This window comes from Kitasatospora sp. NPDC057015 (assembly GCF_042673745.1).
Taxonomy (GTDB): domain Bacteria; phylum Actinomycetota; class Actinomycetes; order Streptomycetales; family Streptomycetaceae; genus Kitasatospora.
The window spans coordinates 14,163-34,554 of record NZ_JBHUSG010000002.1; the positions used below are offsets into that span (position 1 = coordinate 14,163).

General features: G+C 75.8%; 15 protein-coding genes. 7 read left to right on the forward strand and 8 right to left on the reverse strand.

What is annotated here, in order from left to right; all coding sequences use genetic code 11:
* Window positions 1-123: 123 nt before the first annotated feature.
* From ACFTWP_RS02015 to ACFTWP_RS02025, 3 genes are read right to left on the reverse strand one after another with little or no spacing between them, the layout of a single operon-like run.
* Window positions 124-1,029 carry an SDR family oxidoreductase gene (locus ACFTWP_RS02015; protein ID WP_380261647.1) on the reverse strand — a complete coding sequence of 302 codons (906 nt, stop codon included), beginning with the start codon at window positions 1,027-1,029 and terminating at the stop codon, window positions 124-126.
* Window positions 1,026-1,961, reverse strand: coding sequence for an alpha/beta fold hydrolase (locus ACFTWP_RS02020; protein WP_380261649.1), 936 nt, complete (start codon window positions 1,959-1,961; stop codon window positions 1,026-1,028). The genes ACFTWP_RS02015 and ACFTWP_RS02020 overlap by 4 nt, the downstream gene beginning before the upstream one ends.
* Window positions 1,958-3,499, reverse strand: a complete 1,542-nt coding sequence (locus ACFTWP_RS02025; RefSeq protein ID WP_380261651.1) for a flavin-containing monooxygenase — start codon at window positions 3,497-3,499, stop codon at window positions 1,958-1,960. The genes ACFTWP_RS02020 and ACFTWP_RS02025 overlap by 4 nt, the downstream gene beginning before the upstream one ends.
* A gap of 157 nt (window positions 3,500-3,656) precedes the next feature.
* Between ACFTWP_RS02025 and ACFTWP_RS02030 the strand changes: the two genes are divergently transcribed.
* The gene (locus ACFTWP_RS02030) at window positions 3,657-4,469 is read left to right on the forward strand and encodes a MerR family transcriptional regulator (RefSeq protein ID WP_380261653.1); all 813 of its coding nucleotides are present in this window, start codon (window positions 3,657-3,659) and stop codon (window positions 4,467-4,469) included.
* A gap of 309 nt (window positions 4,470-4,778) precedes the next feature.
* Window positions 4,779-6,017, forward strand: coding sequence for an MFS transporter (locus ACFTWP_RS02035; RefSeq protein ID WP_380261655.1), 1,239 nt, complete (start codon window positions 4,779-4,781; stop codon window positions 6,015-6,017).
* Between the two features lie 25 nt (window positions 6,018-6,042).
* Here the strand turns inward: ACFTWP_RS02035 and ACFTWP_RS02040 are convergent, their stop codons facing one another.
* A complete protein-coding gene (locus ACFTWP_RS02040; RefSeq protein ID WP_380261657.1) occupies window positions 6,043-6,888 on the reverse strand; it encodes a (2Fe-2S)-binding protein in 846 nt (281 codons plus the stop codon).
* Between the two features lie 497 nt (window positions 6,889-7,385).
* Here ACFTWP_RS02040 and ACFTWP_RS02045 point away from each other — a divergent pair, with 497 nt between their 5' ends.
* The 5 genes from ACFTWP_RS02045 to ACFTWP_RS02065 all read left to right on the forward strand — a co-directional run bounded on the left by ACFTWP_RS02045 (window position 7,386) and on the right by ACFTWP_RS02065 (window position 14,543).
* Window positions 7,386-8,591, forward strand: coding sequence for a siderophore biosynthesis protein (locus ACFTWP_RS02045; protein ID WP_380261659.1), 1,206 nt, complete (start codon window positions 7,386-7,388; stop codon window positions 8,589-8,591).
* On the forward strand, window positions 8,588-10,387 hold the full coding sequence (locus ACFTWP_RS02050) for an IucA/IucC family protein (protein ID WP_380261661.1): 1,800 nt from the start codon (window positions 8,588-8,590) through the stop codon (window positions 10,385-10,387). The genes ACFTWP_RS02045 and ACFTWP_RS02050 overlap by 4 nt, the downstream gene beginning before the upstream one ends.
* Window positions 10,388-10,573: 186 nt before the next feature.
* Entirely contained in the window at window positions 10,574-12,382 is a 1,809-nt protein-coding gene (locus ACFTWP_RS02055; protein ID WP_380261663.1) for an IucA/IucC family protein, read from the forward strand.
* The gene (locus ACFTWP_RS02060; RefSeq protein ID WP_380261665.1) at window positions 12,379-13,590 is read left to right on the forward strand and encodes a type III PLP-dependent enzyme; all 1,212 of its coding nucleotides are present in this window, start codon (window positions 12,379-12,381) and stop codon (window positions 13,588-13,590) included. Before ACFTWP_RS02055 ends, ACFTWP_RS02060 begins: the two co-directional genes overlap by 4 nt.
* A gap of 149 nt (window positions 13,591-13,739) precedes the next feature.
* Window positions 13,740-14,543 (forward strand): inositol monophosphatase family protein, encoded by an 804-nt coding sequence (locus ACFTWP_RS02065; RefSeq protein ID WP_380262120.1) that lies wholly within the window; start codon window positions 13,740-13,742, stop codon window positions 14,541-14,543.
* Window positions 14,544-14,626: 83 nt separating this feature from the next.
* Here ACFTWP_RS02065 and ACFTWP_RS02070 read toward each other — a convergent pair whose 3' ends face one another.
* The 4 genes from ACFTWP_RS02070 to ACFTWP_RS02085 form a co-directional block, all read right to left on the reverse strand.
* Window positions 14,627-15,829: a cytochrome P450 gene (locus ACFTWP_RS02070; protein WP_380261667.1), complete on the reverse strand. Its 1,203-nt coding sequence runs from the start codon at window positions 15,827-15,829 to the stop codon at window positions 14,627-14,629.
* Window positions 15,830-15,894: 65 nt separating this feature from the next.
* On the reverse strand, window positions 15,895-16,623 hold the full coding sequence (locus ACFTWP_RS02075) for a tRNA-dependent cyclodipeptide synthase (RefSeq protein WP_380261669.1): 729 nt from the start codon (window positions 16,621-16,623) through the stop codon (window positions 15,895-15,897).
* 676 nt (window positions 16,624-17,299) lie between these two features.
* Window positions 17,300-18,838: a pyridoxal phosphate-dependent decarboxylase family protein gene (locus ACFTWP_RS02080; RefSeq protein ID WP_380261671.1), complete on the reverse strand. Its 1,539-nt coding sequence runs from the start codon at window positions 18,836-18,838 to the stop codon at window positions 17,300-17,302.
* Complete coding sequence (locus ACFTWP_RS02085; RefSeq protein ID WP_380262122.1) at window positions 18,835-20,226, reverse strand: diaminobutyrate--2-oxoglutarate transaminase family protein; 1,392 nt, start codon at window positions 20,224-20,226, stop codon at window positions 18,835-18,837. Before ACFTWP_RS02085 ends, ACFTWP_RS02080 begins: the two co-directional genes overlap by 4 nt.
* Window positions 20,227-20,392: the final 166 nt, after the last annotated feature.

Genomic DNA, 20,392 nt, shown 5'->3' on the forward strand with positions numbered 1-20,392 from the left:
GCTCCCGGGCAGGTCGCCGACTCCGCCGGCCGCCCGGCACGGCGTACCGGACGGCCCGTCAGACGTGCGGCGGCTCCGGACGGGCGCCCTCTCCCGGCGCCGTCCGGAGCCGCAGCCCGACCGCTACTCCGCCGTGCCCGACCCCGCCGACCGGGCTGCCGAGTCGGCCTCCCCGCCGGCCCCGACCGGCCGCAGCCTGGTGTTCGCGGTCGCCCTCAACTGCGGTGCCAGCCTGGCGATGTCGCGCGAGCCGACGGCCGCGATCAGACCCGGCAGGACGGAGCGGACCGGCTGCATGGCGCGCAGCCAGGCCTGGGCGTAGACGTGCGCCGAGCGGCGGGCGATCCCGGCCACCAGGCGGTCGACCGCCGGTTCGAGCGGGTAGGTCTTGTTCGCCGGCCAGGGCAGCCGGGAGCGCATCTGCCGCAGGACGAGGTCCTGGTCGGCCCCCCGCACCATGTCGGTGTCCGTCCAACTCAGGTACCCGACACCGACCCTGACCCCCTGGTGGGCGACCTCGGCCCGCAGCGCGTGGGCGAAGGCCTCCACCCCGGACTTGCTGGCGCAGTAGGCGCTCATCAGCGGCGCCGGCGTCATCGCCGCCAGCGAGGCGATCTGCAGCAGGTAGCCGCCGCTCTCGGCGAGTGCGGGCAGGAAGGCCCGCGCGGTGGCCACGCTGCCCAGCAGGTTGACCTCGATCACCCGGGTGAACGCCCGGTGGTCGCTGTCCAGCAGCGGCCCGCCGATCGCGATCCCGGCGTTGGCGACCACCGTGTCGATCCGGCCGTAGCGGTCCTGGATCGCCCTGGCCGTCGCGGTCATCGCCTCGATGTCGGTGACGTCGGCCTCCCAGGAGGAGGCGTGCGGACCGCAGAGCTCGGCGGCGGCCTTGAGCTCGGCGGGCTCCAGCCCGACCAGGGCCACCTTCGCCCCCCGGGCGGCCAGCTTGCGGGCCAGGGTGGCGCCGACTCCCCGGGCGGCTCCGGTGACGACGACCACCTGGGCGGCGAGCGGCGGTGCGGTGCTCATGCGGCGGTACTCCTCTCGACGGGGGTGATCCGGTGGGTGGTGGCCAGGCGGCGGATCTCGGCCGCGACCTCGGCCGGCCGCTCGACCGGCGCCATGTGGCCGACGCCGGGCAGCAGCAGCAGGCCCTGCGGGTCGCGGAGTCCGGCCACGATCCGGTGCGCGAGCACCGGCGGTGTCAGCCGGTCGTCGGTGCCGACGATCACGGCGGTCGGCGCGGCCAGCGCGGCCAGTCCCTCGCGGACGTCCAACTCGCCGAGCACTCCCGCCCAGCCGGCGCGTACGGGGGTCGGGCAGGCGTGCACGATCCGGGCCGTGGCCTCGACCCGGCCGGCGGGCGTGGCGGGGCCCATGGTGGCGTACCTCAGCACCGAGCGGCCGACCGCGGTGACCGGACCGAGCGGCAGCCGGGAGCTCAGGATCCGCTGGTGCAGGAAGCGCCGCAGCCCGGGGCTGCGGACGGCGTCCGGCGCGACCCGCAGCTCCGCGACCAGGTCGGCCGCGCCGGTGCTGACCAGCAGGGCGGCGGCCGTGCGGTCCGCCACCTCGGCCCGGCCGCCGGCCGCCATGATGGTCATGCCGCCCATGCTGTGCCCGGCGAGCACCGCCCGCCCGCCCGCCGGAACCACCCGGGTGAGCACGGCCTCCAGGTCGTCGGCCAGGGCCCGGGTGCTGTACCCGGCCCGGTCGCGCGGGACGGCGCTGCGCCCGTGCCCGCGCTGGTCGTAGGCCACCAGCCGGTACTCGCCGGCGAGCCGGCGGATGACCGGGGCCCAGAAGGCGATCGAGCAGGTCCAGCCGTGGGCGAGCAGGACGGTCGGCGCGCCGGGCTCGCCGTGCACCTCGGCGTGCAGCTCCGTTCCGTCCGCCGAGCGGATCCGCAGCACCTCCACGGGGGTGGGCGGCACGCAGTCGTCGGGGATCGCGGGGCTCATGCGAGGACCTCCTGCGCTCGGGTGGCGGGCTCGGGGGCGGTGCGCTTGATCAGCTCGTACTCCGCCAGGTCGACCCGGCGGGTGGCCCGGCGGAAACCGGTGGTGGAGCCCGGCCACAGCACGGTGTTCTTGCCGCCCTCGTCCAGGTACCAGCTGTTGCAGCCGCCGGTGGACCAGACGGTGCGCGACATCCGGTGCTGGAGGGTGAGGTTCCACTGCCGCTGGGCGCGGGCGGTGGGCTGCATCGCGGTGGCGCCGACGGACTCCAGGGTGGTGAGCGCGTCGATCAGGTAGTTCAGCTGGGACTCGATCATCAGGATCATCGAGCTGTTGCCCAGGCCGGTGTTCGGCCCGATCACGAAGAACAGGTTGGGGAAGCCCCGGACGGTTGAGCCGCGCAGCGCCTCCATCCCCTCCTTCCACTCCTCGGCGAGGCTGCGGCCGTCGGCACCGAACACCCGGGCGCCGATGGGCATGTCGGTGACGTGGAAGCCGGTGCCGAAGACGATCGCATCCACCTCGTGCTCGCTGCCGTCGGCGGCGACCAGGGTGGAGCCGCGCACCTCGGACAGACCCGCGGCGACCACCTCGGTGTTGGCCGCGGCCAGCGCCGGATAGTAGGTGTTGCTGAGCAGGATGCGCTTGCAGCCGATCCGGTAGTCGGGCGTCAGCCGGGCCCGCAGCTCCGGGTCGGGGACGCCGGCGGCGAGGTGCCAGGCGGCGAGTCGCTGGATCACCCGCAGTGCGCCGGGCCGCCGGACGAAGGCGTCCACCTGGAGCTCGCGCAGGGCGAACAGGGCGCCCCGGCGGAGCCGGGCGGTGACGGGCAGGCGGTCGTGCAGCCACTTCTCGGCGGCGGTGATCTCGCGGTCGCGGCGCGGCAGGACCCAGGCGGGGGTGCGCTGGAACACCGTCAGCCGGCCGACCCGGGGCTGGATGTTGGGGACGATCTGGGCGGCCGAGGCGCCGGTGCCGACCATCGCGACCCGCTTGCCGTCCAGCTCGTAGTCGTGGTCCCAGCGGGAGGAGTGGAAGATCTTGCCGGGGAAGGCGTCCAGACCGGGCAGGTCGGGGATCTGCGGGTCGGCGAGCGGTCCGGCGGCGGAGACCACGGCGTCCGCGGTCCACTCGCCGGCGGTGGTGGTGATCCGCCAGTGGGCGGCCTCGTTCACCCAGCGGGCCTCCGTCACCTCGGCGTTGAAGCGCAGGTGCGGTCGCAGGCCGAAGACGTCGGTGACCTTCTCCAGGTAGGCCCGGATGTCCGGCTGGCCGGAGAAGCTGCGCGGCCAGTCGGGGTTGGGGGCGAAGGAGAAGGAGTAGAGGTGCGAGGGCACGTCGCAGGCGCAGCCCGGGTAGCTGTTGTCCCGCCAGGTGCCGCCGACCGAGTCCGCGCGTTCCAGGATGACGAAGTCGGTGATCCCGGCCCGGCGCAGCCGAACGCCGGCGCCGAGGCCGCCGAAGCCGGAGCCGATCACGGCGACCCGCACGTGGGGGGCGGCGGGGGCCGGCGGCTCGGCGCGCTTGGGGGTGGATGCCATGCGGCGTCCCTCCTGAGGGTGGGGGGTGGAAGTGCGCACGTCCATTAAATCCGCGCCAGTAATCACTGGCACGATTGGCAGGGTAGCTCTTGTTGACAGTTGATGGAAGAAGCCCGGCAGCACCGGTTACCCGTGCCGCGCGCCTATGCTGAGCGCCGTGGAGAAGCTCCGGTCAGCACCAGCGGCGACAGCGCAGCGCGAGTACCGGGTGGAGGAGCTGGCCGAGGCGGCCGGGATCACCACCCGCACCCTGCGGTTCTACCGCGAGCGCAAGCTGCTCCAGCCCCCGCGCAAGGAGGGCAGGATCGCCTGGTACGGCGAGGCGCACCTGGCCAGGCTGCGGGTGATCGCCGAACTCCTGGAGCGCGGCCACGCCCTGGGCGGGATCGCCGAACTCATCGGCGCCGGCGAGAGCGGGCGCGACGTGGCCGAGCTGATCGGCCTGGAGGCCGCGATCGTGGCCCCGTGGTCCGACGAGACCCCCGTCGACCTCGACTGGGACGAGCTCAGGGCCGCCTTCGGCGACCAGCTGACCGAGGCCAACACCGCCGAGTCCGTCGCCCAGGGCTACATCACCGTGCGCCCGGACGGCATCACCCACATCAGCCGGCGCCTGATGGACGCCACCACCGCACTCGTCGCCGAAGGGGTCCCGCTCGCCGTGGTGCTGGAGGCCAGCCGCCGCACCCAGGAGCACGTGGACGCGATGGCCGAGGTGTTCGTCGGCCTGGTCCGTGAGCACCTGCTGGGCGCCCTCGCCGACGACCGGCCGCTGCCCCCGGGCGAGGCCGCCCATCTGACCGAGCAGATCCAGCGGGTCCGGCCGCTGGCCCGTACGGTGGCCGACGCCCAGTTCGCCCTGGCCATGGACCGCCGGGTGCACGCCGAGTACGACGAGGTGCTGCGCCAGCGCAGACAGGACGGCGCCGAGGAGCCGCCCGGCCGGCGCGACCCGGGCCCCGCCGCCTGACGCGGACGGCCCCGCCACCCCGCCACGGATGCTCCAAGTCCGGTGCGCCGGCGCGGGTCCGGCCCTCCACCGGACCGGGCCCGGCCTCCCCCGCCCGACCGCCCGCCGGCCCCCGCGACGCCGTCGCCCGCACCCGGCTTGGCCGGTCCTCCAAGCCCGTCGGCGACCGCCGGGCGAGCGCGCTGGGTGATCGCACGGTTACCCGTTCGTAGCACCGGACCGTACGGTCGAGACTCACCCGCAGGTCCGTTTCCTGGTTGGGCCGGCGGAGGGAGGCGGGCGCCCGGACCGGCCCGGTAGGGTGCGACCGTGGCCTTGGTGGAGAAGTTCCGTTCGACGATGGAGTTGACGGGGCGTTCGGTACTGCTCTGGTCCCTGCTGGGGCGGCTGCCGCACGCGATGTGTTCGATCGGCTCCCTGCTGCTGGTGACCGAGAACACCGGCAGCGTCTGGCGCGGTTCGGCCGCCACCGGGGCGCTGGCGATCGGCCTGGGCATCGGCGGCCCGCTGGTCGGCCGGCTCGCCGACCGGCGCGGTCAGCGCCAGGTCGGGCTGACGGCGGCCGCGGTGAACACGGTGGCGATCCTCGCCCTGGTGCTCGCCTCCGAACAGGACGCGCCGATCGGCTGGCAGATCGCGCCGGCCGCGCTGATCGGCCTCTCGGCCCCGCTGGTGGGGCCGCTGTCCCGCAGCCGGTGGATCCGACTGGCCGACGGCAAGCCCGAGTTGACGTCCTCGATGATGTCGCTGGACGGGATCGTCGACGAGATCAGCTTCACCACCGGCCCGGCCCTGGTCGGGCTGCTGGCCACCCTGGTCGATCCGGCCGCCGGCCTGCTGCTCGCCGCCGCGCTGGTCGGCGTCTGCGCCACCCTGTTCGCGCTGCACCCGAGCGCCCCGCCCGGCACGGGAACCCGCAGGACCCGCTCGGCCGAACCGCTGCTCACCACCCCGTACGTGCTGCTACTCGCCGGGATGGCCCTGCTCGGGGCGTTCTTCGGCTCCGTCCAGGTCGGTGTCACGGCGAGCACCGAGGCGCTCGGACAGCCGGGCGCCGCCGGGCTGTTGTACGGGTTCCTCGGGTTCACCAGTGCCTTCGCCGGAGTGGCCACGGCCGCGCTGCCGGCCCGGCTGGGCCTGCCGCTGCGTCTGCGGGCGGGCACCGCGCTGCTGTTCGCCGGCTCGCTGCTGCTGCTCTTCGCGGGGGGCACGATGGCCGCGCTGACGGCGGCGATCGGATGCGTCGGGGTGGCCATCGCCCCGCAGATGATCACGATGTTCGGCCTGGTCGAGCGGACCGTCCCGGCCGGCCGGCTGGGCGAGGCGATGGCCGCGCTGGTCAGCAGCATCACGCTGGCGCAGTCCGCCGGGACGCTCGCCAGCGGCTGGGCCGCCGAACGGTACGGGCCGGGCGCGCCGTTCCGGGTGACGGCGCTGGCCGCCGGCGCCGCCCTGCTGCTGGCCGCCCTCACCGCCACCGACCGGCGCTACCGCCGCCGCGCCGCGGCCACCGCGCCGGCCGTCGAACTGGAGCCGGCCGGCACCTGAGCGGCGCCCGCCGGGGCCGCGCCGCTCAGGCCGGCGGCAGTTCCAGCCGGCGCACCCGCTCGGCGTCGGCGGTGCGCGGGCAGGTGAGGCAGGCCTCGGCGGGCCGCACCGCGTAGTACAGGCAGCAGCCGAGCCGGGTGCGGGTCAGGTGCTCGCGCCCCGCGCTGCCGGGCAGGGTGCGGAACCCGGCGGCGCCGGGGAACGGCGCGGTGTCGCCGGGCAGCACGGCGCCCGCCGCGTCGACGGCGGCCTGCTCCTCCCCGAGCATCCGCCCCAGGTACCAGATCCCGGACACCAGGTCGTCGGTGACCATGCCCCACAGGGCGCGCGGGCCGCGCTTCAGCGGGCCCTGGAACGCCGCGAGCACGGGGGCGACGTGCTCGGCGACGACCGCCCTCAGCTCGGCCCGGAGCTCGTCCTCGCCGGCGATCACCCGGGCGCCGGGCCGCCCGGCGGCGGGGTCGTCGGGCAGGCAGGCGAAGTCGCCGGGGCGCAGCGCCAGGTCGCCGGTGGCGGAGTCGATCCAGACGTCCTCGGGCCGGATCCCCGGCACCCGGCGGTCCAGGTACCAGGGGCCGCTGACGAGCAGGCAGAGGGACCACAGGTAGTGGTGCAGCAGGCGGGAGGCGGCGACGTGCTCGCGCGGTGCGCAGTCGTGGGCGGCCAGGATGCGGGCGCTCTCGCCGGCGATCAGCCGGTCGCGGTGCTCGCCGAACGCGGCCGCCCCGACCCAGTCGCGGCCGGCCGCCGGGGCCGGGCCCGCGGGGGCCGTCAGGGTGAGGCTGAGCGTCGGGCAGAGTCCGGTGAGGCGCCGGTACGTCCCGTCGAGCAGCTCCGCGGCACTCGGCCGGATCACCCGCGTGTCGGGCATGAGGGCTCCAAACATCCACCGCTACGAACTGAGGTTAGGCTCACCTTATAGCCACGGACGGGGAGCTGCCGCCACGTCAACTTCGGCACGAGGGCTCGATTTGACGGAGTTAGGTAGACCTAACCTAGCATGACGCCTCGTGTGGAAACCCGACCGTGCGTACGCGCCACGCCCCCGCCGCCCGCGACCGCCCGGTGCCCGTGCCGGGGCGGCCGACCGACCTTCACCCGGACGGCCCACCCCCGAACGGCCCACCGCGCGCGGCCCGGCCCGCCCCTGACCCCGGCCCGGGCTGAGCCGCGGAGCGGCACGGCCTCCGGCCTTCGCCCGGTACCGCCGTCCGGCCGCGGTGTTCAATGGACGGAGGAACCGACCCTCCGCCACCGGCCCCGACCCTCCGCCACCGGCCGCCGGCCGGCCGCCCGGCAGTGCCCGCAGCCCGCCGCGCCGGGCCACACCACCAGCACGCCCACGACCACCGGGGAGGACCCTCCACCATGCGGCTGTACCTGCTCGCGCTCAACACCACCGACTCCGTCACCGAGGGCTTCCTCCCGGCCGCCGCACGGCTCGGCCTGGAGGTCACCGTCCTGACGGACGCCGCCGAGCAGCACCGCCTCGCCTACGCCGGGTCCGCCGCCGCCCCCGAGGTCCTGGCGTGCGACGTCCGGGACTTCCGCGAGGTGGTCGGCCTGATCTCCCGTCACCACCCGGCGGACGCGGTCTTCACCAACAGCGACCACCTGCAGACCCAGGCCGCCCTCGCGGCCGACTACTTCGGGCTGCCCGCGAAGGACTGGCGGGCCACCCTGCGAGCCAAGAACAAGGCCGAGATGCGCCGCCACCTCGCCGCCGCCGGAGCGGACACCGTGTGGTCGGCCGAACTGCCGCCCGAGAGCCACCCCGGCGGGCCGGAACAGGCCGGCATCCCGTTCCCCTGCGTCGTCAAACCCCGTGAGGGCGTGGCCAGCGAGGACGTCGCGCTGGCCGAGGACCTGCCCGGGCTGATCCGGCTCTGCGAGCAGATCCGGCTGCGGCGCCCCGGCGCGGCCCTCGTCCTGGAGGAGTTCCTGGGCGGCGAGCTGCGGACCCTCGAGACGCTCGGCGACGGGACCACCCGGCACGTGCTCGGCGGATTCCGCACCCGGCTCGCGCCGCCGCCCGGATTCGTCGAGCAGGCCCTGGACTTCGTCCACGCCCACGACCGGCCGGTGGTGGACCAGGTACTCGCCCAGCTGGACGCGCTGGGGGTGGGACTCGGCGCCTGCCACACCGAGTTCGTCGTCCAGCCGGACGGCCGCGCCCGGATCATCGAGGTCAACTACCGCGCCATCGGGGACCGCGCCGACCTGGCCCTGGCCCGGATCCTCGACATCCCGTACTTCGAGCACGTCCTGCGCACCCACCTGGGCGTGCCGCTGCCGGCCGAACTCGGCGCCCGGACGGACGTGTTCGGCCACAACCTGGCCGTCTGCGCGGACCGCCCCGGCACCCTCGTCGCGGCTCCCGGGCCGTGCGACCTGGTCACCGACGGCGTCGAGCTCTGCTACCGCCCGCTGCGCGGGGTGGGCGAACGCCACCCGCACTACCGGACCAACCGCGACTACCTCGGCCTGATCTGGGCCTTCGGCCCGGACCCGGAGGCGGCCCGGCAGGCGTCGCAGCGGTTCGCCGCGGCCAACCGCTGGGAGATCGCCCAGTGAGCGCGGGACGCCCCCGGGGCGCCCGCGCGGCCGGACCGGACGCCCCGGACGCCCCGGTCAACGCCATCCGTGCCGGGGCCGAGCGGCGGCTGACGCTGCGCGTGCTCTCCGCGCTGCTGCGCGAGGACGTGCTCGGCCTGCGCACCCGCGGCGTCCCGGAGCAGCGCCCGGACGGACCCTGGCTGGGCCGACGGATCGGGGCCACCGAACTGCTGCTCCCGGTCGCCCCGGACGGCTTCCAGTGCGAGTACCGCGCCCGGCTCCCGCTGGTCGAGGCCGACGGGCGGGCCCTCACCCGGCTCGACCGGATCGTCGGCGCCCTGCGCGCCCTGGCCGACCCCGAGGACCGGGCCGGCTACGACGCCTTCGCCGAGGAGTGCCGGCAGACCCTGCTCACCATGGCGCTGCACGACACCGCGCAACCCGGCGTGCTGGCCGCCCTGGCCCGGCGGTACGGCGCCGATCCCGCGCACTGGACCGGCCCGGCGGGCGCCCTCGCCCAGGACACCCTGGCGGCCTACCTGGACCACCCGGTCTACCCGACCGCCCGCGGCCGGGCCGGCCTGGACGAGGACCAGATCATCGGCTGCGCACCGGAGTTCCACCCGTCCTTCGCCCTGCACTGGGTGGCCGTGCCCGAGCGGCTGGTGGCCGGGCACGCCCTCGCGCCGCTGCCGCACTGGTGGCCCCGCCCCGAGGACGTCGACCTGCCCGAGCTCGGCCCGGGCCACCTCCTGCTGCCCGTCCACCCGTTGACCGCCGGCGCGCCGCTCGTGGAGGCGCTGGCGTCGGCCGGCCTGACCGGGCTCGCCGTGCCGGGCCGCCGCCGCTACCTGGAGGTCGTGCCCACCCTGTCGACCCGCACCGTGGCCGTCGTCCGCGACCCGCGCCACCACCTCAAACTCCCGCTGGCCACCGCCACCCTGGGCCTGCGCAACCGGCGCACCATCAAGGCCGGCGTGCTGCCGGACGGCGCCGCCGCCGAGCGCCTGCTGAAGGCGGTGATCCGCCGCGAGCCCCGCTTCGCCGCCGCCGTGCTGCCGGCCGGTGAACAGCGGTACGCCGAAGGCGGGCACGAGCTGCTGGCCTTCCTGCTGCGCGAACTCCCCGAGGGGCTGGACGAGGCGGTGACCCTGCCGCTGGCCGCGCTCACCGCCACCGCGCCGGGCGGCCGGCTGGTCGTCGACCACCTCTCCGACCGCTTCTACGGCGGCGATCCGCTGGCGCTCTACGACGCGTTCCTGACCCTGCTGCTGGACTGGCAGTGCACCCTGCTGCGGTACGGGATCGCGCTGGAGTCGCACCAGCAGAACATCTCACTGGTGCTCGACCGGGCCGACGGCGCCACCCGGCTCCGCCTGTTGCTCAAGGACAACGACGGGCTGCGGATCAACGGTCCGCGGCTCGGCGCGGCGCTCGGTGAACAGGCCCGGCAGGAGGCCCGGTTCGACGACCCCAGGATCGTCGGTACCGGCGACCGCGCCCTGACGGACCTGTTCACCACCATCACCGTGCACCTCTGCGCCGCCTCGCCGGCGTTCGACCTGGCCGCCCACGGCCGGGTGCCGCTGGAGACCTCGCTCGGTGTGCTCCGCGCGCGGCTGACCGAGGCGGCCGGCCGGCTCGGCCCGGACGGCTCCCTGCTGCGCGCCGCCCTGCTGGAGGCGGACCGGCTCCCGGTGAAGGCCATGGTCACCGCGGGAACGCTGCTCAGCAAGGAGCGTTCCGGCGCCGCGGACGTCAACAAGCACTACACCAGCGGTCCCAACTACCTCCGTCGGGCGAGAATGGTCTGATGACCGCCGACACCCCGACGGACGACGGGCGACGGCCCGTCACCCGGGGTGCCGCAGCCCGCGCCGGGCGCCGGCGGCCGGCGGCCTCCGCGCCCCGGCCGACACCCGCAGACCCGCCGCCGCACCGCGCGCCGCCGCCACCTCCGCGGCCACAACCCTCGCCCCCGCACCCCGTTGGAGTCGTCGATGCCCCTACCCGCCCCGGAGTCACCCCCACCGGCCGACGGCCTGCCGTGCGCCGAGCACGCCGTGGCGCACACCCTGCTCAACTGCCTGCTGCGCGAGGTGTCCGGCCCCGAGCGCCAGAGCGCGGTCGCCGACGGCCGGCTGCTGATCCGGCTGCCCCGGCGCGGCGTGCTGCTGCGGGTCGCCCTGCGGCGCACCTCGCTGATCGGCGCGCACCGGTTCGTCGGCCCGGTCAGCGAGGAACGCGCGGGCGGCTGGGCCGAGTTGGGCTGGCGGGAGCTGGCCGAGCACGTCGAGCAGGAGTTGACGCTGCGCAGCGGGGTGGGCAACGAGGAGTTCCTCGACCAGCTGGCCTCCAGCCACGAGGGCGTCCGCGGCGCACTGTCCGCCCGGGGTGCGGCCGGCGGCGACCGCTACCTGGAGTCCGAGCAGGCCCTGCTGTTCGGCCACCGGTTCCACCCCGCCCCGAAGTCCCGCTCGGAGGACCCGGCCGCCTGGTCCGCGTACGCCCCGGAGGCCCGCGCCGCGTTCCGGTTGCGCCACCTGGCGGTGCGGGCGGAGCTGCTCGCCGAGGAGAGCCTCGACCCGGCGGCCACCGAACTGCTCGACGCGATGCGCGAAGTACCGCCCGGGTACCGGCTGTTGCCCGCGCACCCGTGGCAGTACGAGCTGCTGCGCGAGAACCCCGCACTGCGGGCGGCGCTCGGGCGCGGCGACGTGCTGGACCTCGGCCGCGGCGGCGAGGCGTTCACCGCCACCGCCTCGGTGCGCACCCTGCACGGCGCCGGTGCCTTCCTGAAGTTCAGCCTCAACGTGCGGATCACCAACTGCCTGCGCAAGAACGCCGCGTACGAGCTGGCCGGCGCGGTCGCCCTGACCCGGCTGCTGGCCCCCGCGCTCGGCGAGCTGGCCGGGCGGTTCCCGGACGCCGCCGTGCTGCGCGAGCCCGCCTTCCGCACGCTGGCGGTGCCCGGCCCGGACGGCAGCCCCGACCTCGGCCTGTTCGAGGGCCTCGGGCTGATCGTCCGGGACGGCCTGGAGGGCGCGTTGCGTCCCGGGGTCACCCCGCTGCTGGCGGCGGCCGTGGCCGACGAGTACCCCACCAGCTCCGCGCACGTCTCCCGGCTGCTCGCCGGAGCCGGACCGGCCGCGGCCCTGGACTGGTGGCGGGCGTACCTGCGGCTGCTGCTGCCGCCGGTGCTGGCCGCCTACTTCGACCACGGCCTGGTGCTGGAACCGCACCTGCAGAACGTGCTGATCGGCGTGGACGGCGAGGGCCGCCCCGTCCAGGTGCTCTTCCGCGACCTGGAGGGCGCCAAGCTCGTCCCCGAGCAGAACGCCGGGCTGCTGGCCCGGTTGCCGCCCGAGGTCGCCGCCCCGATGGCCTACGACGCGCAGCGCGGCTGGGACCGGGTGGTCTACTGCCTGCTGGTCAACCACTGCTCCGAGCTGCTCGCCGCGCTGGCCGACCTGCATCCGGAGCTGGAGGGGGCGCTCTGGGAGGCCGTCCGGGACACCCTGCGCTCCTACGCCGACGAGTACGGCTGCCCGCCCCGGCTGAGCGCGCTGCTGGCGGGCGTACCGCTGCCCGCCAAGGCGAACCTGCTCACCCGCTGGGAGCGCAGGGCGGACCGCGAGGCCGGGTACGTCCGGCTGGCGTCCCCGCTCGGCGAGGCCGTGCTCACCGAGGCCGCCCGGGCGTCCGCCGCCATGGCCGCCCTCGCCCCGCCCGGGCCGGCGCCCGCCACGGCCGGCGGCCCCGAAGCCGTCCGTTCGCCCGTCCTCGTCCCCGCCCGGAGCACCCGATGACCGCCACCCCCCTGGTCCGCGACCACGTCTCGGCCCTGACCCCGGACGAGCTGCCGGCGTACGTGTACGACCTCGCGCTCCTGCGCGGTCACGCGGCGGCCGTCCGGGCCGCCCTGCCGGACCGGGTGGAGCTGTACTACGCGGCCAAGGCCAACCCGGAGCCGGCCGTGCTGGCCGCGCTGCGCGACGCGGTGGACGGCTACGAGGTCTCCAGCGGCGGCGAGTCGGAGCACGTCCGGGCGGCCGTACCGGGAGCGGCGCTGGCCTTCGGCGGCCCGGGCAAGACGCCGGCCGAGATCGCCGCGGCCGTCCGGCTCGGCGTGCACCGCTGGCACGTCGAGAGCGAGCAGGAGCTGTACCGGCTGGCCGACGCCCTGGCCGGCGCGCCGGACGCGGTGGTCGACGTCCTGCTGCGGGTGAACCTGCCGGTCGCCCCGGGTGCGCTGGACTCGGTCGCGCTGGCGATGGGCGGGCGCCCCACGCCGTTCGGGCTCGACCCGGAGCGGGCCGAGGAGTGCCTGGCCCTGCTCGCCGGGCCGCTCGGGCGGCGGATCCGGCTGCGCGGCGTGCACGCCCACCTGGCCAGCGGCCTGGACGCGCCGGCCCAGCTGGTGCTCGCCGAGCAGGTGGTGGCGTGGTCGGTGCGACTCGCCCGGCGGCACGGGATCGCCCTGGACGAGGTCAACGTCGGCGGCGGCATGGCCGTGGACTACGCGGACCCGGCCGCCCGCTTCGACTGGGGCGCGTTCGGCACCGGCCTGGAGAAGCTGCTCGGCCGTCATCCCGGACTGACCCTGCGGATCGAGCCCGGGCGGGCACTGACCGCGTACTGCGGCTGGTACGCCACCGAGGTGCTCGACGTGAAGCAGAGCCACGGCGAGGACTTCGCCGTCGTCCGCGGCGGCACCCACCACCTGCGCACCCCCGCCACCCGGGGCCACGACCAGCCGTTCGACGTCCTGCCCGTGGCGGGGTGGGAGCACCCCTGGCCGCGTCCGGCCACGACCACCGGGCGGGCCACCCTGGCCGGGCAGCTCTGCACCCCGAAGGACGTCCTGGCGCACCGGGCCCCGGTGGACGGGCTGCGCGCCGGCGACCGGGTGCTCTTCGCGATGGCCGGCGCCTACGCCTGGAACATCTCGCACCACGAGTTCCTGATGCACCCTCGCCCGGGGTTCCACTTCTTGGGCGGCGGGCCCGCCGCCTGACCCCCGGGGCGGCGGCGGGGTAGCGGGCCCGGCGCCGCACCGTCGCCACCGACGACCGGCCGCCACCGGGCGCCGGCGAGGGGGCTGCCGCAGGTCCGAGTGGCACAGGCGTGCGAGAGTGGTGTCAGCGAAGGGAGCGGCACGTGCTGATGGAGAAGGTGGCGGAGATCCTCGCGGAGGCCTCCGCCGAGGTGGTCCTGCCGCGCTTCCGGGCGCTGGCCGCCGGCGAGGTGATGGAGAAGGCCCCGGGCGAGGTGGTCACCGTCGCCGACCGAGAGGCCGAGGTGATCATCGCCCGGCGACTGCGCGAGCTGCTGCCCGTCCCGGTGGTCGGCGAGGAGGCCGTGTCCGCCGACCCGGAGCTGGCCCACGCCCTCACCACCGAGCCCGCCGTCTGGCTGGTCGACCCGGTGGACGGCACCTCCAACTTCATCGCCGGCCGTCCGGACTTCGCCGTGATGGCCTCGCTGGTCCGTTCCGGGCAGACCGTCGCGGCCTGGATCTGGCAGCCGATGACCGCGACCGCGTACGCCGCCGAGCTGGGCGCCGGCGCGTGGCGCAACGGCGAGCGCCTCACCCGCACCCCCGCCTCCGACCGACCGGGCGACTGGCGCGGCTCGGTCAAGAGCCGGTTCGTCGACCCCGCGGAACGGATCCGGCTGCGGGCCAACGCCGCCGCCTTCGGCGAGGTCACCCCCGGCCGGCACGCCGCCGGCGTGGAGTACCCCCAGATCGTCGACGGCGAGCAGGAGTTCGTCTACTACTGGCGCACCCTGCCGTGGGACCACGCCCCCGGCTCGCTCCTGGTCACCGAGGCCGGCGGGGTCTCCGCCCGGCTGGACGGCTCCACCTACCGGCCCGACCCGCCCGGTGGCGAGGACGGCCTGCTGGTCGCCTCCGACCCCGCCACCTGGGAGCGGACCCGCGAGCTGCTGATCGGCACCCGGGCCTGACCCCTGCCCGGACCGGGGGCCGGCCCCGGCCCGGACCGCCGCGGGCCGCCGAGCGGCCGGGAGCGGCCCGGGCCGGCCGGCGGCTACCAGATCACCGGCAGCCGCTCCGGCAGCCGCTTGATGAACCCCGGGCGCCAGGCGAGCTGCTCCACCGGCAGCGCCAGCCGCAGCCCCGGCAGCCGCTCCACCAGCGCCGTCAGCGCGATCTCGGCATGGGTGCGGCCGAGCGCGGACGCCGGGCAGAAGTGCCGGCCGGCACCGAAGGAGAGGTGCGGGTTGCTCTCCCGGTCGAAGTCGATCCGCTCCGGGTGCGGGAACACCTCCGGGTCGAAGTTGGCGCCCTCCACCAGGACGAGGACCAGCTCCCCCGCCTTCACCAGCACCTCGCCCAGCCGGACGTCCGCCGTCGCCAGCCGCGGCAGCGCGTCGCCGATCGAGAGGTTGACCCGGAGCAGCTCGTCGACGGCGCGGCCGATCACGGCCGGCTCGGCACGCAGCCGCTCGGCCAGCTCCGGCTGCCCGGCCAGCGCGATGATCGCGTGCAGCAGGAAGGCCGAGGTGGACACCGCACCCGCGCCGAACAGCGAGAGCGCCACCGTGGCCAGCAGCTCGTCACCGACCCGGTCCGAGACGTCCGGCGAGCGGCGCAGCTCGGCGAACCGCCCGAGCAGCCCCTCGGTCGGCGCGGGGTCGGCGTTGAGCTGCGCCGTCATGTAGCCGAGGTCCTTGTACCAGTTCGGCGCCGAGCCCTCGAACGGCGCCGGGCTGGTGACGAAGGCGAGGTCGATGCCGGACATCAGCCGGCGCCAGTCCGCGGCCGGTATGCCCAGCAGCCGGCAGTGCAGGGCCGCCGAGTAGGGCTCGGTGAAGCCGTCCCGCAGCTCGCCCGGCGCGCCGTGGGCGACCAGGGTGTCGAGCAGCCGGTGCGCCTCGGCCTCCAACCAGCCGTCCAACTGCCGGTCCGCGCGCGGCGAGAGGGTCTTCATCACGGCGTTGCGCAGGCCCGCGCTGTTGATGTTGCCCATGTTGTTGACCACCTCCGGCGGGATGGTCAGCGCGTACTGCCGGGGCACGCCCGGGTTGGCGGTGTCCTTGAGGCTGAAGCGCTCGTCCTCCAGCACCTGCCTGGCCAGCGCGTGGCTGCTGACCAGCCAGGCCTCGTCGCCGGTCATGGTGCGGACCTTCGCGACCGGCTGCTCCTCGCGCAACCGGATCGCCTCCTCGGGCAGCACGTCACCGCGCCTGGAGAGGGGGAAGACGGCTTCGCGCCGGGCACTCGTGGTCATGGCGGGAACTCCTGAGGGTTTTTCGACGGTGGGTCGGGACGGCGGCGGGGCCGCCACCGAGGGGGTCATGCGGCGGCCGGCGGGGCGGAGCCCGGCACGGCCGCCCGGCGGACCACGGCGTACGCCTGCCCGGGGGCCGCCCGCAGGCCGGATTCGCGGCCGAAGAGGACAGGGGTGAGCGGCAGTTGGACGTGATAGCAGCTGACCGAGGAGGGCACCGAGAGCAACGCCGGGGTGTCCAGGAAGAACGGCAGCTCGGCGGCTATGTACCGCAGGCCGGCGGCCAGTTGGTCCGCGGTCGGCGGCAGCCCCTCGCCCAGCCGCGCCGACAGGAAGGACCGGGCCATCCCCTCGGCCGCCTCCCTCAGCACCTCGTCGGTGCGCAGCGCCTCCAGAACGGAGCCGTGCAGCCGCCGGTAGCCGGGGTCGTCCAGGAAGGACGAGAGCGGGTGGACGCCCACGCCCGGCCGGCCGGCCTCCTCGACGCCGCGCCGGATCCGGCGGGCGGTGGCCTTGACCTCCTTGGCGGCCCGGCGCAGCGCGTGCTCGGGCGGGTGGCCGAACGCCTCGTACTGGGCCTCGACGTGCAGGTCCGCGTACACGATGTCGACGGAGTCGAAGAACTCCGACGCCCAGCCGACGAGTTCGCGAATCCGCTGGTGTCCGAAGTAGCTGTTCCCGGGGCTGACGCCGATGAGCAGGTGGTCGCCCCGTCGCCAGATCGCCTGGCAACGGGGGGAGAAGGGCTGCGCCTCGAACAGGGTCGGGGCGGAGCCGAGGAGCGTTTCGCTCATGCCGGGGCCTTCGCGCTCGCAGGAATGAATCACGGTGCTCTGAAAGGGGTTTCGGAACATGGCCGAGCCATGGTCGGGGCCGTCTGGGAATGCCCGCCGTCGGCACCGGAACCCGCCCGGGCCCGGTTCACCCGGGCAGGTCGGAATTCACCGGTTGCGGCGGTGGATCGGGCGCGGGTGACGTCGGCGCGCGCGGCCGGGCACGATGGGTCGCCGGCCGGGCGGGCCGCGCAGCGGGAGGCCGTCCGGTGGGGCGGCCGGGGCGGGGTCACGCACGGGTGCACAGGTCACGGCGTCCGGGAACAACGCGGGCGCGTGTGGTGGATCCCCCTTGTGCCGCTAGTCCCGGGGAGCCGTGTGCTCCTGGTGTGGCGGCGACTACAAGAAGTTACCGCCGTTGTTCGGGCGGTCCGCAAGGCCTGTCGGGGGGTTGGCGGAATTCCGTCGGCGAGTGACCGGAATCGGCCTGTACGACTCCGGTATTGGTATGTCCACGGAGACTTGTCCCCGGCTGATTCAGGGGCGTCCGCATGCGCATCCGACGGCCTGTCGCACCAGTGTACATTCCTCCAACGTCACCGCCGGAAAAGCACCGTGACGTTCATTCAGGGAACGATTCGCGACCGGGGAGGCACGGTCGATCACCGGTCGGGCAGCCGGCCCGGCGGCCGGTCCTTCAGCCCCCGCCGCCGGTCCGCTCGGCCTCCCGGCCCGCCCGGACCACCGCGCGCAGCAGCTCGCCCGCCTGCTCCGGGCGGGTGTTCGGGTTGAGCAGGGTCAGCTTCAGCCGCACCCGGCCCAGGCCGCCGCCGGGCAGTTCGGTCCGGCCGACGACCGCGCGGCCCTCGCGCAGCAGGACCCGGCGCACCTCGGCGTTGATCCGGTCGGCCTCGGCGGGGTCGGCGGCGCCGGCCGGGAGGTAGCGGAAGACCACCGTGGTGAGCACGGGCGGGCAGAGCAGTTCGAGCGCGGGCTCCGCGCGGACGGCCTCCGCGGTGGCCAGCGCCAGCTCGTGGCAGGCGTCCACCAGCCGGCCGAGACCGGCCCGGCCGAGCGTGCGCAGGGTGACCGCCAGCTTGAAGGCGTCGGCCCGGCGGGTGGTGCGCAGCGAGAGGCCGAGCAGGCTCGGATAACCCGCCTCCTCGTCGTCGGCCGGGTTGAGGTAGGCGGCCCGGCGCAGCAGCGAGACGTAGGTCTCGGCCCGCCGGGCCAGGAAGACCCCGGCGGCGGCGGGCTGCCAGCCCAGCTTGTGCCAGTCGAGCGAGACCGAGTCGGCCCGGGAGACGCCGTCGAGCAGCGGCGCGAGGCGGTCGGAGAGGAGTGCGCCGCCCCCGTACGCGGCGTCCACGTGCAGCCAGGCGCCGTAGCGGGCGGCGAGGTCGGCGGCCGGGTGCAGCGGGTCGACCGCGCCGGTGTCGGTGGTGCCGGCGGTGGCGACCACGGCGAGCGGGGTGGCCCCCTGCCAGACGGCTTCGGCCATCGCCAGGGCCAGCGCAGCCGGGTCCATCCGCAGCCCGGCGTCGACCGGCACGGGCACCACGGCCCGCTCGCCGAGGCCGAGCAGGGCGGCGGCGCGCTGGACCGAGAAGTGGGCGGCCTGCGAGGCGAAGATCAGCGGCCGGACCCCGGCCGGCAGCCCGTCCACCTCCACGATCCCGTCGAGGATCTGGTCGCGGGCCAGCATCAGGCCCATCAGGTTGGACTCGGTGCCGCCGGAGGTGAGCACTCCGGTGGCGCCCTGCGGGAAGCCGACCAGGGCGGCGAGTTCGGCGATCAGCACGGTTTCCAGGGCGGTGGCGGCGGGCGCCTGGTCCCAGGAGTCCTGGGAGGGGTTGAGGGCGCTGACCGCGAGGTCGGCGGCGACGGCGACGGCCAGCGGCGGGCAGTGCAGGTGCGCGGCGCAGGCCGGGTCGGCTGGGTCGGCGCTGCCGTGGGCGAGGAGTTCGGTGAGTCGGGCGAGGGCGTCCCCGTCGGCCCCCGGCCGCCGGAACTCGGCGTCGACCAACCGGGCCAGCCGCTCCGGGGTGCCGGCCGGCACCGGCCCGGCCCGCCGCGCGGCGCCCGCCTCCAGGGCGGCGAGCACGGTGTCGAGCAGCGGCCGGAGCGCCCGCGGGCCGTCGGCGCCGCCGGACAGCGCCGCCGGGGCGGGGGCGGGCTCCGCGGAGGCCCGGCGGAGCCCGCGGTCGGGCGCCCCGGCCGGTCCGACCGTGTTCACGACCCGGCCCCGGGCGCGGAGGCGGCGCGGACGGCGTCGGCGAGCCGGTCGAGCACCGCCTCGACCTGCTCGTCGGTGATGGTCAGCGGCGGCAGCAGGCGCAGCACGGCGTCGTGGCGCCCGCCGAGCTCGACGATCAGCCCGCGGGCCAGGCAGGCCTCCCGGACCCGGACGGCCAGCTCGGGCGCGGCCGGCTGCGCGCCGCAGGCGTCCGGCTCCGCGGCCGGGTCGACCAGCTCGATCCCGATCATCAGGCCCCGGCCGCGGACGTCGCCGATCACCGGCAGCTCGCCGCGCAGGGCTCCGAGCCGGGCGGTCATCCGGGCGCCGGTGGTGGCCGCGCGCTCCACCAGCCCCTGCTGGGCGACGAAGCGCAGGGTGGCGGCGCCGGCCGCCATCGCGAGGGTGTTGCCGCGGAAGGTGCCGGTGTGGGCGCCGGGCTGCCAGCCGTCGTACTCCTCGCGGTAGACCACCACGGCGAGCGGCAGGCTGCCGCCGATGGCCTTGGAGAGCACCATCGCGTCCGGGACGACGCCGCTGTGCTCGACCGCCCACATGGCGCCGGTGCGGCCGACGCCGGTCTGCACCTCGTCGACGATCAGCGGGATGCCGCGTTCGGCGGTGATCCGGCGCATCTCGCGCAGCCAGCCGTCCGGTGCGGGCACCACGCCGCCCTCGCCCTGGACGGCCTCCAGGATCATCGCGGCGGGCCTGACCACGCCGCCGGCCGGGTCGTCGAGCAGCCGCTCGGTGAAGGTCGCGGCGAGCTCCGCGCCGGCCGCGCCGCCGACCCCGAACGGGCAGCGGTAGTCGTACGGGTACGGCAGGCGGGTGACGTCGCCGCCCCCGGGCAGCGGGGCCTTGACGGCGACGTTGCCGGTCACCGCGAGGGCCCCGGCGGTCATGCCGTGGAAGGCGCCGGTGAAGGCGAGGGCGCCGCGCCGCCCGGTGGCGGTCTGCATCAGCTTGAGGGCGGCCTCGACGGCGTCGGTGCCGGCCGGGCCGCAGAAGTGCACCCGGGAGCGCTCGCCGAAGCCGGGCGGCAGGCTGGCGAAGAGGGCTTCGGTGAAGTCGTCCTTCTCGGCGGTGGCGAGGTCGAGCAGGTGCAGCGGGGCGCCGCTGTCGAGGGTGCGCCGGATGGCCTCCAGCACCACCGGGTGGTTGTGGCCGAGCGCCAGGGTGCCCGCACCGGAGAGGCAGTCGAGGTAGCGGCGGCCGTCGGCACCCTCGACGGTCATCCCGTTCGCGCGCACCGGCACGATCGGGAAGTGCCGCGCGTACGTCCGGGCGGCCGACTCGCGGATGCGCTGGCGGCGCAGCACCGCGTCCCCCGGGGGGAGCGCGGGTGCGGCGGGCTCGGCGGGCTCGACGGTGACGGTCACAGGCAGACTCCCATAAAGTTAGGTAAGCCTAACTTTACTGGATGGCGCCGTTCCGGTCGTCCCGACCGGCCACGATCACCCGTACGGGTGAAGTGCGCCGGACTGACCAACGAGTCGGCCCACGGAAGGTCACGCACCGGAATCCGGGCATTCGTCAGCCGGGCCGACCGGT

Bases quoted from the DNA above. Each gene is read 5' to 3' on its own strand.
- ACFTWP_RS02015 (WP_380261647.1), bottom strand. From the start codon at position 1,029: ATGAGCACCGCACCGCCGCTCGCCGCCCAGGTGGTCGTCGTCACCGGA.
- ACFTWP_RS02020 (WP_380261649.1), bottom strand. From the start codon at position 1,961: ATGAGCCCCGCGATCCCCGACGACTGCGTGCCGCCCACCCCCGTGGAG.
- ACFTWP_RS02025 (WP_380261651.1), bottom strand. From the start codon at position 3,499: ATGGCATCCACCCCCAAGCGCGCCGAGCCGCCGGCCCCCGCCGCCCCC.
- ACFTWP_RS02040 (WP_380261657.1), bottom strand. From the start codon at position 6,888: ATGCCCGACACGCGGGTGATCCGGCCGAGTGCCGCGGAGCTGCTCGAC.
- ACFTWP_RS02045 (WP_380261659.1), top strand. From the start codon at position 7,386: ATGCGGCTGTACCTGCTCGCGCTCAACACCACCGACTCCGTCACCGAG.
- ACFTWP_RS02055 (WP_380261663.1), top strand. From the start codon at position 10,574: ATGCCCCTACCCGCCCCGGAGTCACCCCCACCGGCCGACGGCCTGCCG.
- ACFTWP_RS02060 (WP_380261665.1), top strand. From the start codon at position 12,379: ATGACCGCCACCCCCCTGGTCCGCGACCACGTCTCGGCCCTGACCCCG.
- ACFTWP_RS02065 (WP_380262120.1), top strand. From the start codon at position 13,740: ATGGAGAAGGTGGCGGAGATCCTCGCGGAGGCCTCCGCCGAGGTGGTC.
- ACFTWP_RS02070 (WP_380261667.1), bottom strand. From the start codon at position 15,829: ATGACCACGAGTGCCCGGCGCGAAGCCGTCTTCCCCCTCTCCAGGCGC.
- ACFTWP_RS02075 (WP_380261669.1), bottom strand. From the start codon at position 16,623: ATGAGCGAAACGCTCCTCGGCTCCGCCCCGACCCTGTTCGAGGCGCAG.